This is a genomic window from Sungkyunkwania multivorans, from assembly GCF_042675645.1.
GTDB lineage: Bacteria > Bacteroidota > Bacteroidia > Flavobacteriales > Flavobacteriaceae > Sungkyunkwania > Sungkyunkwania multivorans.
In genome coordinates this window covers 647902-659805 of the sequence record NZ_JBHTJH010000017.1, presented here as the reverse complement: position 1 = coordinate 659805, position 11904 = coordinate 647902, and the positions used below count along the sequence as shown (strand labels likewise).

Here is an 11904-nt window from a genome sequence, read left to right as displayed (position 1 = left end):
GCGAGGTCTTTCTTATACTGTTTTCGGTATTATTTCACTTCAAATTCTTGTGTCTCGGTCTTTCCAATGCCCGAAATTTCTACTTTATAGTTCCCTTTTACCAAATAATACTGGTCATTTTTTGCCTTTTTCACCTCGGCGTTCTTTTTCTTCTTAAGATAGGCTTTTCGGCCTTTTTCCGAGAAGGTAACATCAAAGGGAACGTAGTTGAATCCTTTATCTACCTCAACATCAAAAGCATTGACCTCGACCCCATTCGATGCCAAAATCTTTAGGTCGACCTTTCCTGAAAAGTTGGTATATACTTTAAAGTCCATGGATGGTATTCGCGGCTCTAACCATTTGCTCCAACTGCTTCCCCAATTCCCTGAATGACGAATGCTCTCTACCGCAAAAAGGTGTAGCGTCTTATTTCTTAGATCAACATTCAATTCTTGAAGTGGAGCGATATTGGCTTTAAAGATACTCCGCCCATGAGTACCCACTAACAAATCTTTTGCTTCGGGTTGAATCACAATATCGTGAACTGCAGCCGGTGTTAGACCTTTGCTAAATGCTTCCCACGAATTACCTCTATCAAAAGAAACATACGTGCCGTTGTCTGTGCCCACAAAAAGCAGGTCTTCATTCTCTGGATCTTCCTTGATAACATTTACTGGAGACAACGGAAGATTACTACTGATATTCTTCCATGTTTTTCCATAGTTGTCACTCATATACACATAAGGCGTAAAATCATCCCAGCGATAGCCGTTCAAGCTTACATATACACGTTCTTTCTTATGGCTTGAAGCGACCACTCTGCTCACCCAGAGGTCTTGGGGAAAACTGTTGGAAACGCGTTCCCAACTACCACCGGCATTTTTTGTAGCATGGACCAATCCGTCATCACTTCCAACATAGATCAACCCGAACTTGAACGGGGATTCAGAGATCGTAGTAAGTGTCCCGTATGCAACATTACCTTCTTTTGCACCCTTCGTAAGATCATCCGATATCGCTTCCCAATCATCACCTTGATTGAGACTTCTATGTAATTTATTTCCACCAAGATATAGAATGTCTTGATTGTGAGGTGAAAGCAGAATCGGTGTTTGCCAATTAAAACGATAGGGCGCTTCCCCAAGTTCATGCTTTGGCTGAATATAGACGCGATCTCCATCTTTCCTATTCAATCTAAAATAATTTCCAAACTGATATCCCGTGTACACGATATCTGGATTGCGACTGTCGATCTCGATCTGCATCCCATCACCACCCATGATACTTTTCCAAGGATATTGGCCGCTCTGATGCCAGCTACGATCTTCGCGAGCATTATGAGCGCCAACCCAAACACCATTGTCTTGAAGTCCGCCGTAAACATGATACGGTTGTTGATTGTCAACATTGATCGCATAGAATTGACCTACGGATGGCGAATTGTTCTTGACCCAGGTCTCACCGTCGTCATAGCTGATATTGACGCCCCCATCGTTTCCATTGATCAAATGAGAGGGCATCTTTGGGTTTATCCACAAAGCATGATGATCGGCATGTACATTTTCGCGATTGATACTTTCCCATGTCTTTCCACCATTTTCAGATTTTAGAATGGGCACACCAGCGATGTACACTTTTTCTTTATTTTTTGGATTTACCCTTATTTGGGCAAAATAGTATCCATAACTGTAGAACACATCATCGATATATTCCTCATTCATTATTTTCCAGCTCTTACCGCCATCCTCACTGCGATACACTTCGGCACCGATCACTGGCGTGTCAAAAAGATTGGTATTCGCTGATTCGAGGTATTTGGCGATATCTGCAGGTTTTACCACTCCGCTTCGGATCATTTGCTTTACGTTTTCGGCTCTGTATTTTTCTTGAAAGCCATTGGTCTTCAAAAATTTATTCAACTTTTTATCCTCCAAGGCCAAAAAATCCTGAACACTCATCGACTTAAAATCCTCTTTCTCTAAATCGGACTTTTTCTTTTCTTCTTTTTCTGGCGCTCTTCGAAATTGATTGTCGTGAACGGCATATATGATATTATCATCAAAAACGGCAAGTCCAATACGGCCAACTCCCTCACCTGTTGGAAAACCACTTCTTTTGGTCGTGACTTTGCTCCAGGTTTCTCCGGCATCTGTGCTTTTGTAGATTGCAGACGCATCACCATTTCCAAGAAAATTCCATGCTTTTCGATCTTTTTCCCAAGAAGCTGCAAATTGAATGTCAAAATTATTCGGAGAAACGGCCAGATCTATGATTCCTGCTTCAGGAGAGACAAACAAGGTCTTTTTCCACGTCTTACCTCCGTCGGTAGTTTTAAAAACGCCCCTTTCTTGATTGGGAGAGTACAAATGTCCAACAACAGCCACAACCACCTCATCAGGGTTCTTGGGATTGATTACAATGCGCCCGATATGATGACTATCATGCAACCCCATATTTTGCCAGGTCTTTCCTTTATCTGTAGATTTTAGGATTCCTATACCTGCGTATGAGGAGCGAGAGGAATTATTCTCTCCTGTCCCAACCCAGATAGTGCCACGCGTCCAATCGACTGCGATATCTCCAACGTTGTTGGTCGGTGAACTGTCTAAAACAGGCTCGAAAGAAGTCCCATTGTTTTTAGTATACCACAATCCGCCAGACGCATAGGCCGCATAAAACTCAACTGGATTATCTGGGTTTACGGCAAGGTCTACGATACGTCCGCTCATCACCGTTGGCCCAATATTTTCGAAAGGTATATTCTTCACTATTGAGGAGGCCTCTAACTGTGCTTTTTGTTCTAAGGCTTTCTGAACATCGGATGCGGGGGTAGCTGGTGACTGTGCTTTAAGATTGACGAAGGAAAACAATATCAAAGCAACGAGAGAAAGTCGTTTCATTCTTAACAATAATTGGTAGTTAGTACTAGTTTGAAATTAATTATTGATAAAGTTAAACCAAAACTTTTAAACGAAGTTTAATGGGGAAACTTCATCATGTTGTATTTTTGAGAATCCAATAAATTTTTTACGAATGAAGTACCTTCCAATTGAGCGTGACCTCTTTATCAAGAACCGTAAGAATTTCATGGCGCAAATGAAGCCAAAAAGCCTTGCGGTGTTCAATAGCAATGATATTTATCCAATAAGTGCAGATAGTACCATGCCCTTCGAGCAGCATCGCGACATTTTTTATTTGAGCGGTGTGGATCAAGAAGAGAGTATCTTAGTGCTTTTTCCCGATGCTCCAGAAGAAAAACATCGAGAGATCCTGTTCTTGAAAGAGACCAGCGAGCTTATTGCCATTTGGGAAGGGGAAAAGCTGACCAAAGAACGCGCCTTCGAAGTGTCGGGCGTAAAGACCGTTTATTGGCTGCAGGAATTGGAAAAGGTGTTTTTTGAATTGATGACACAATGTGACACCGTCTATGTAAATACCAATGAACACTATCGTGCCAATGTAGAGACCGAAACTCGTGAGGACCGCTTTACAAAATGGTGGAAAGAAAAATATCCTGCCCATAGCGTAGCCAAGAGCAATCCCATTTTGCAGCGCCTGCGATCGGTAAAAGATAAAATTGAGATCGACTTGATCCAGAAAGCTTGTGACATCACAGAAAAGGGATTTCGACGCATCTTAGGTTTTGTAAAACCAGGAGTGTGGGAATATGAGGTCGAAGCAGAATATATGCACGAGTTTCTTCGAAATCGATCTAAAAAATTTGCCTATACCCCAATTATCGCCTCAGGGAACAATGCCAATGTGCTTCACTACATAGAAAACAATCAGCAATGTAAAGATGGTGATCTTCTATTGATGGATGTTGGGGCCGAGTATGCCAATTACAGCAGTGATATGACCAGGACCATTCCTGTATCGGGACGGTTCACCAAAAGACAGCGCGAGGTTTACGATGCCGTTTTGCGCGTAAAGAATGAAGCGACAAAAATGCTGGTGCCGGGAGAACTTTGGAAACCATTTCATATTGAAGTTGGCAAGATCATGACCTCAGAACTATTAGGCCTTGGGCTTCTAGACAAGGCGGATGTGCAGAATGAAGATAAGGATTGGCCAGCCTACAAAAAATACTTTATGCATGGCACAAGTCATCATATGGGTCTGGACACGCATGACTATGGTTTGCTTCACGAACCAATGCAAGCGGGGAATGTGTTTACAGTAGAGCCAGCGATCTATATACCCGATGAAGGCTTTGGTATTCGTCTTGAAGACGATGTGGTGATCCAAGAACATGGCGCCCCTTTTAACCTGATGCGCAGTATTCCTATCGAAGCGGAGGAGATAGAAGCGTTGATGAATTAGTTTCTTCAGGTTTCAAACGAAGTTCGAAGTCACCTTCCTTTAACTTGAAAAGAATCTTTAATCGTTAAGAAAAATACATAATATAAAAGGCTGCCTTAATGGGCAGCCTTTTGTATTCCTTTGTAGTTGTTTTATAAGGTAATGTCTTGAGATACCTCAGAGATCGTTAGTACCGCTTGGTTATCACAGGTACCATCTCCAAAGTCGATGCTGGCCGATGTATCATTATATGCGACGTTGAGAACACCGCTAACGATATACTCGCAATCAATATTTCCTTCTAGGACCGAAGAGGTAAAGAATTCATATGCGTCGCCATTGAGGGTCGTTGTCCACTCGCCTTCGAACGAGAAGCTAAAGTCTGTAAAATCTTGACCGAAGCTATAGGTATAATTTCTGGTGCCAGTATCTGTCACAGTATCTCCATCCGGTGTTGAGACAGTAAGATCTGAAGTCGTGGATACTACAAAATTACCAGTATCATATTCGGCCGCAAAAACAACTTGATTGCTTCCATTAAAGGTATATCCCGCAACTGAAAAATTCGTGTAGGTCGAAGTCATATCGATGTTTTCTCCGTCAACTACATAGCTCACTGAGGTTGTTCCATTCAATGTTTGACCTCCAAAGTCACAATTGTCATAGGTGACCGTATAACTGTTTTGCGAAGTGATAAAAGAAAAACAATCAGTTCTGCTACTTCTAGTTACGCCGGCTCCAATATAAGCTTGAAACGACTGCTGATTGGTAAACGCCATAGCCTCATTGAAGGTCATCATTCTTTGAATATTATCTTCTGTGATACCAGCCTCATACTTGTTGCCATCTGAATCTTCACTGCTACAGGCTGTAAAAAATACCGTCGCTGCAATCGCTGCAAAAGTGCAGGTCGCTTTAAAAAAATGTTTCTTCAAAATAAATGATTTGGGTTGTAATTGTTCTACTAATAACTCGAAATGAACAAACTTTATTTTAATGTCAAATAAAAATATTTCTTGTTCAATAAGTGTTCTTTATTTACGTGAAGATGCCCCCCGTGGGATTACTTGCTGGTTCTCAATAGAGTCTCTCATTGTAGAAGCTGAAAAAGGATTGCTCACTTAATCTTTTACATTTGTCGTAAATCAACGATTGGATATGGTCAAAGACAACATATTTGAAAAAATAAAAACCAGTATCGAAGGTATGACCCACCCAAAATGTTGGTTGGCCAATGGTATCACCTCTTTGATCGCTTTGATGGTTAGATCTTCACTCCAAAAGAATCCAAGTACATCAGGGATGCTAAATAAAATGGCGACAATCACCACCGCCCTAAAAACAAGAACGGAAGCCCACTTTTGAGGAAGCACATTAAGAAAGATCAATACGATCGTTACGGGATACACCAAAAACAATGCGGGTATCGCAATTATAAGGATAGAATAAAAATCGAGCTGCCCAACAACTACTCCAGCGACACAGGCCAGAATGGCGGTGATAACATACACTCTTTGTGAATCTTTAAAGAGACCTTTGAAATAATCTGAAGTTCCGGTGACGATTCCGACGGCCGTCGTAAAACATGCCAAGGAGATCAATACATTCAGAAAAGCACTTCCTATATTGCCTAATGCGGATCCCGAAATATAATTAAGTAATTGTGCACGTTGAAGATCGCTACTCAGGGTTTCACTTATAGCCACTTCTGATCTAAAAAAAGCTCCTACAGCCACCAAACCTGCATACATGATCATCAAACCAAGCCCTGCTATAAATCCAGCACGTGATATCAAGTACTTTTTGGCCTCAAACGATTTGTGTCCTTTCAAATTTAGTGAGATGATCACCACACCACCTATCACCACGGCCCCGATGGCGTCAAAGGTTTGATAGCCCTCCAACAAACCTGTTGCAATGGGCGAAGCTGCAAGGCCCGTCTGCAAGGACCCTTCAGCAGAAAATAGGCCAATTCCTATGACCATCAATAAAATGACAACTATAATGGGAGTTAAATACTTGCCGATAAACGAAAGAATTTTAGAGCGATTCATCACAAAAATGAAAACTAGCATAAAGTACACACTACTCGTGACCAAAGAACTGATCTGAAAATTAGGTGCGACCGCTATCTCGTGCGTTGCCGCTGCCGTTCTAGGTGAAGGAATCCCGGCTGAGATCAGATATACCAATACACAATAGACTGTGCTGAAAATCGGAGACACCTTTTTTGCAAAGTCATACATCGTACCTTGCAACCGAGCGTGTGCCAAAATTCCGAACAAGGGGATGACAACGGCTGTTATTGCAAACCCAAATACTATTAGAGGCCAATCGGATCCAGCATTGTAACCCAACATTGGTGGGAGCAATAAATTTCCCGCGCCAAAAAACATAGCAAAGAGTGCAAAGCCGGTGACAAAGGTTTCGTTCGTTTTGTTCATTTAGGTTGAATTATCTTCGCAATATAAAATTTTGTCATGACTCTTTTTTACAAAAGCATCAATATTAATTACACTATCGCGGGGCAAGGTGACACGCTTGTTTTGCTTCACGGCTTTTTAGAAAATCAATCCATGTGGGATGCTTTTATTCCAACCCTATCTCAAAACAGAAAAGTGATCACCGTGGATCTTTTGGGGCACGGTAAAACGCCCTGCATCGGATATGTGCATACCATGGAAATGATGGCCGATGCTGTCTTTGCAGTCCTTCGACATGAAGGCGTTGAGACATTTTCTGTCGTTGGTCATTCTATGGGAGGTTATGTGGCATTGGCTTTGGCGAAAAAGATTCCCAATATGATCGAAACACTATGCCTATTGAATTCTACCCCTTATACGGATTCTGAAGAGCGAATAAAGATTCGGAAGCGTGGAATCGAAGCCGCAAAAAAGAATTACGGCCAGGTGGTTCGTATATCTGTTCGAAATTTATTTGCCAAGAAATCAAAGATACTCTTTCCTGGAGAGATCGAGATCGTTGTTAATGATGCCCTAAAAACCCCATTGCAGGGATATATTGCAGCCCAGGAAGGAATGATGAAACGATCGGACCAAGATTTATTTTTAAGAGAATCAAGATTTAATAAAAAGTTGATTTTGGCAAAGGATGACCCTGTTCTCGACAGTGATCTTTTACAAAGGGATTTCCAAGATTCTGATCTAGAATTAGTTATCATTCCCGATGGTCACATGTCTCATATTGAGCAGTTTTTCGAGGTTTTGAACCGTTTATCTAAAATATAGTGCAATAACTACATGATTGTTTGGTGGTTATAAATTTTGTTCTATATTTACTGTACCCAAATGTAAGTTTAACCTATTTATCTCAATCGTTATGGAAAGAGCTTCCTCCAAAAACAGCTTCACCATCTCTGGACTGTTTTGCTCCCTATTCGGACATCGTTTCAAAGTAACTAAGAAAGTAACTCGTCACATCCACGAGTATGAGTGTGTTCATTGCAAAAAACAAGGAACTACAGATGTAAGTGGTAACATCGCTACATTAACTCCACAGCGAAAAGAAATCAACGAAACTTTATCAATGCTTTACAAGAAGAAAAGAGCCGTAGCTTAATCTTCTCGCATTGCATTCCAGCCCTGAGCCTTCAGCGGTATCTTGGTATTTGCCCTTGTAATGAGGTGCATCCCTTCTTTGGCCTCGGTCATGTGACCGATCACGGTCAAATTCGGATTCGCCTTTATTTTGGGATAATCTGCTTGGTCTATGGTGAATAGAAGCTCATAGTCCTCACCTCCGCTCAATGCGACCATTGTGCTATCAATTTTGAACTCCTCACAGGTAGCAATGACCTGTGGGTCCAAAGGGATCTTATCTTCGAAAAGATTAACTCCAACCTCAGATTGTTTGGAGATGTGAATGATCTCGGAAGAAAGTCCATCGCTTATATCGATCATCGCTGTTGGCTTAACGCCCAGTTGATCTAATAAGGGCGGAATGTCTTTACGAGCTTCGGGTTTTAATTGTCGTTCAATGATGTAAGTGTACTGATCTAGGTCAGGTTGATTGTTGGGATTTACCTTGAAGACCTCTTTCTCACGTTCTAAAACTTGAAGTCCCATATAAGCTCCTCCGAGATCTCCTGTGACCACTAAAAGGTCGTTGGGCTTTGCACCATTCCGATATGCAATATTTTGCTCCTCTACCTCACCAATGGAGGTAACGGATATCAATAATCCTTTGTTTGACGAAGTAGTGTCTCCCCCAACAACATCGACATTATAGATCTTAGCTGCCAGATGAATCCCTGCGTAAAGCTCTTCTAAGGCCTCAAGAGGAAAACGATTAGAAACCGCTATCGAAACGGTGATTTGGGTGGCAGCTGCATTCATCGCATAGATATCGGATAGATTGACCATAACAGCCTTATAGCCCAAATGCTTTAAGGGCATATAAGACAAGTCGAAATGGACGCCTTCCACCAACAGGTCGGTAGAGATCACTGCCTTTTTTTCTTTGAAATCTATGATGGCGGCATCGTCCCCGATAGCTTTGATGGTCGAGGGGTTCACAACTTTGAAATCTTTGGTCAAATGCGCTATCAAACCAAATTCCCCCAATTCGGAAAGTGCCGTTCGTTTTGGTGTTTTATCTTCGATCATGCTGCAAAAATAAGAAGCTGTGATGACACTTTAACATTCCCAACCTTTAATAACTATTTAATTTGTAGAAAAATCCCTTACTTTTGTTTTGATAATTAATCATTTATCCTACTTATGAGAAGACTACTAGTTTTATTGATTTTCAGTATCGCAGTCACCCTTAATGCACAAACGCCCTGCAGTGGTGGATTGGCCGGAATATATCCTTGTAATGATTATGATCTGTTATCCTCAATAGACCTTAATACGCTGGCTGGCGCTTCTGGTGGCAGTATCATCGCAAATGATAATTGGGGTTGGGTAGACCCTTTGGATGGAAAAGAATATGCCATCATGGGAACGTCCACACGGACGGCATTTGTCGACATTTCAGATCCTTTGAATCCCGTGTTCTTGGGACATTTGCAAAGAACCAGTGGTTCTTCTGCCAATTTCTGGAGAGATATCAAAGTATATAATAATCACGCCTTTATTGTGGCCGATAATGCCGGCGCACATGGGATGCAGGTATTTGATCTTACCAATCTTAGAAATGTGACCAATCCTCCGGTAACCTTTACAGCAGTGACTACCTACACCGGAGTGAACAGCTGTCATAATATCGCGATCAACGAAGGGACTGGTTATGCTTATTTGGTAGGTTGTGGCGGAGTTGGAAACAATGGTGCAATTTTTATTGATCTGACGGATCCTGCGAACCCCATAGACGTTGGCGGTTATAATGCTGATGGATATACGCATGATGCCCAAGTGATCACCTATGCTGGGCCAGACATAGCTTACATTGGAAGAGAGATCATGGTCGCCAGCAATGGTGTCGGTGGGTCTAGTGACGATAAGATCATTTTTGTGAATGTGTCGGACAAAGCAAATCCAATAAAAATATCGGAAGCGACCTATCCACTTCCTGGATATGCGCACCAAGGATGGTTTACACCAGACTTTAGATACTTCATCGTAGGTGATGAGACTGATGAACCCTCCATTGGAAACACACGGACCTTGGTATTCGACGTTACGGACCTTGATAATCCCGTGCTACATACCACTTATTTTGGCCCTACGACCTCTACAGATCATAATTTATATATCATTGGAGATACTTTGTACGAGGCTAATTATACTTCTGGTATGCGAGTCATAGATATTTCCGATATCGATAATAGCACCACCACGACCAATACATTTACAGAGGTGGGTTATTTCGATAGCTTTCCAGCTAACGACAATGCAACCACGAGTAACGGCGCGTGGAATGTATATCCATTTTTTCCAAGTGGAAATATCGTAATAAGCGATCAAGACGCTGGTATGCTTATTGTAAGAAAAAGCGGCACTTTGAGTACTCCAAAATTTGATCGCAATTCCTTTAGCATGTATCCAAATCCAGCCTCAGAAAACGTCACAATTGAAGTTTCACAAACGAAACGAATAAATACGATCTCACTATCTAACCTATTAGGCCAAACGATTCTCTCATTCGATAAATTAGAGAGCAGTAGCTTCGTTATACCTACTAATACGCTTGCCAAAGGAGTCTACTTAGTAAAGGTGGACAATGCCTTAGCGAAAAAATTGGTCATCGATTAGGCTGGCACCCTTATTAAAGGGTGCACGCAATAGGTGAAATGAATAATGCTATGAAAAATTACACCTTATATAGTTTTCTATTTTTGATCTCAGCGGCTTGCTTACTTAGCTGTTCATCCGATAGTTCGGATGACACTCCTACATCGGCTGTTTTTATTGGCGAATTGGATTGGGCAAAGACCATTGGTGGCACAAGAGAAGATGTCGCCGAAGATGTGCTGATCACCTCTGACAGTGGAATTGCGATCTTTGGTACCACAAAAAGTATCGACGGAGATATCATTGATCACCAAAGCGAAGATAACGACTTTTGGTTGGCCAAATTTTCGGCAGATGGATCACTCCTTTGGAATAAAACTTATGGCGGCTCCTCGGAAGATAGCGGAAAGGCAGTGATTCAAACCAGCGATGGCGGATTTGCCGCTGTTGGATTCAGTCGCAGCACCGACGGCGATGTCGCTGGCAACAATGGCTTTTACGATAAATGGGTGATCAAAGTTGATGCTAGTGGTGAACTTCAATGGCAGAAGAACTTCGGTTTCACCGGACTTGATCAGGCGTTCTCCATTGTACAAACTACTGATGGCGGCTATTTTGTTGGTGGTTTTTTGGATGTCACCGCTTCTGGAGGTCTTGGAAACGAAGGCACCGCTACGCGCAATTTACACGGAGTAGGTGATTTTTGGATTCACAAATTAGATGCCAACGGAAATCTTATATGGCGAAATTATTTCGGAGGCTCCAACAATGATCGTTGTTATGATATCATTCAGACCGATGATGGTGGCGTCATAATGATGGGCTCATCAGAGAGCAATGATGTACAAGTGTCCAATTCCAAAGGAAGCTACGATTTCTGGATCGTTAAAGTAAGTAGCGCGGGTCAGATACAATGGGAAAGATCATATGGCGGAAGTGATGCCGACAATGGCTTCGCCATTGCCAAATCAAGCGATGGAGGATATCTTTTGGTAGGAGATACACAAAGTACGGATGGCGATGTAACCGACACAAAAGGTTCTTTCGACTTCTGGGCAGTGAAAATCAATGCTACGGGAAACATACAATGGCAAAAAACATATGGTGGTACCGGTTTTGAATCTGCCACAGATGTGGTTGCCCTGCAAGACGGAGGCTATGCCATAGCAGGAAGCTCTCGCAGTAGTGATGGAGATGTATCTGGCAATTACGCAGAAACTGACTTTTGGGTAATAAAGATCTCTGATTCTGGAACACTTCTATGGGAAAAGAATTTTGGCGGTAGCAATTTTGATTTCGCCCATGGAATCGTAGAAACCGATGATAAAAAATTAATCGTGGTAGGCGATACTTACAGTACGGACAATGACGTTACTTTAAACAAGGGGCAACAAGACCTACTCGTCATTCAAATCAAATAGTCAAA

At 42.0% G+C, this 11904-nt stretch carries 9 protein-coding genes; 5 read left to right on the top strand and 4 right to left on the bottom strand.

Going from position 1 to position 11904, the window contains the following annotated elements; all coding sequences use genetic code 11:
* Positions 1 to 29: 29 nt before the first annotated feature.
* Positions 30 to 2882 (bottom strand): WD40/YVTN/BNR-like repeat-containing protein, encoded by a 2853-nt coding sequence (locus ACFQ1M_RS14400; protein WP_386409412.1) that lies wholly within the window; start codon positions 2880 to 2882, stop codon positions 30 to 32.
* A gap of 133 nt (positions 2883 to 3015) precedes the next feature.
* Here ACFQ1M_RS14400 and ACFQ1M_RS14395 point away from each other — a divergent pair, with 133 nt between their 5' ends.
* Entirely contained in the window at positions 3016 to 4305 is a 1290-nt protein-coding gene (locus tag ACFQ1M_RS14395; protein ID WP_386409410.1) for an aminopeptidase P family protein, read from the top strand.
* 131 nt (positions 4306 to 4436) lie between these two features.
* Here ACFQ1M_RS14395 and ACFQ1M_RS14390 read toward each other — a convergent pair whose 3' ends face one another.
* Together ACFQ1M_RS14390 and brnQ are read right to left on the bottom strand one after the other, a co-directional pair.
* The gene (locus ACFQ1M_RS14390) at positions 4437 to 5219 is read right to left on the bottom strand and encodes a hypothetical protein (RefSeq protein WP_386409408.1); all 783 of its coding nucleotides are present in this window, start codon (positions 5217 to 5219) and stop codon (positions 4437 to 4439) included.
* Positions 5220 to 5429: 210 nt separating this feature from the next.
* On the bottom strand, positions 5430 to 6728 hold the full coding sequence (brnQ, locus tag ACFQ1M_RS14385) for a branched-chain amino acid transport system II carrier protein (RefSeq protein ID WP_386409406.1): 1299 nt from the start codon (positions 6726 to 6728) through the stop codon (positions 5430 to 5432).
* A 36-nt stretch (positions 6729 to 6764) separates the two neighbouring features.
* On the opposite strand from brnQ, the gene ACFQ1M_RS14380 reads away from it, so the two are divergent.
* Both ACFQ1M_RS14380 and ACFQ1M_RS14375 read left to right on the top strand, forming a co-directional pair.
* A complete protein-coding gene (locus ACFQ1M_RS14380) occupies positions 6765 to 7532 on the top strand; it encodes an alpha/beta fold hydrolase (protein WP_386409404.1) in 768 nt (255 codons plus the stop codon).
* A 91-nt stretch (positions 7533 to 7623) separates the two neighbouring features.
* Positions 7624 to 7863, top strand: coding sequence for a hypothetical protein (locus ACFQ1M_RS14375; protein ID WP_386409402.1), 240 nt, complete (start codon positions 7624 to 7626; stop codon positions 7861 to 7863).
* Here the strand turns inward: ACFQ1M_RS14375 and thiL are convergent.
* Complete coding sequence (gene thiL, locus ACFQ1M_RS14370; protein ID WP_386409400.1) at positions 7860 to 8909, bottom strand: thiamine-phosphate kinase; 1050 nt, start codon at positions 8907 to 8909, stop codon at positions 7860 to 7862. The two genes, ACFQ1M_RS14375 and thiL, sit on opposite strands and share 4 nt — an antisense overlap.
* Positions 8910 to 9023: 114 nt before the next feature.
* Here thiL and ACFQ1M_RS14365 point away from each other — a divergent pair, with 114 nt between their 5' ends.
* Positions 9024 to 10499 (top strand): choice-of-anchor B family protein, encoded by a 1476-nt coding sequence (locus ACFQ1M_RS14365; RefSeq protein WP_386409398.1) that lies wholly within the window; start codon positions 9024 to 9026, stop codon positions 10497 to 10499.
* A 50-nt stretch (positions 10500 to 10549) separates the two neighbouring features.
* Positions 10550 to 11899: a hypothetical protein gene (locus ACFQ1M_RS14360; protein ID WP_386409396.1), complete on the top strand. Its 1350-nt coding sequence runs from the start codon at positions 10550 to 10552 to the stop codon at positions 11897 to 11899.
* Positions 11900 to 11904 lie beyond the last annotated feature (5 nt).

Bases quoted from the DNA above. Each gene is read 5' to 3' on its own strand.
- ACFQ1M_RS14400 (WP_386409412.1), bottom strand. From the start codon at position 2,882: ATGAAACGACTTTCTCTCGTTGCTTTGATATTGTTTTCCTTCGTCAAT.
- ACFQ1M_RS14395 (WP_386409410.1), top strand. From the start codon at position 3,016: ATGAAGTACCTTCCAATTGAGCGTGACCTCTTTATCAAGAACCGTAAG.
- brnQ (WP_386409406.1), bottom strand. From the start codon at position 6,728: ATGAACAAAACGAACGAAACCTTTGTCACCGGCTTTGCACTCTTTGCT.
- ACFQ1M_RS14380 (WP_386409404.1), top strand. From the start codon at position 6,765: ATGACTCTTTTTTACAAAAGCATCAATATTAATTACACTATCGCGGGG.
- ACFQ1M_RS14375 (WP_386409402.1), top strand. From the start codon at position 7,624: ATGGAAAGAGCTTCCTCCAAAAACAGCTTCACCATCTCTGGACTGTTT.
- thiL (WP_386409400.1), bottom strand. From the start codon at position 8,909: ATGATCGAAGATAAAACACCAAAACGAACGGCACTTTCCGAATTGGGG.
- ACFQ1M_RS14365 (WP_386409398.1), top strand. From the start codon at position 9,024: ATGAGAAGACTACTAGTTTTATTGATTTTCAGTATCGCAGTCACCCTT.
- ACFQ1M_RS14360 (WP_386409396.1), top strand. From the start codon at position 10,550: ATGAAAAATTACACCTTATATAGTTTTCTATTTTTGATCTCAGCGGCT.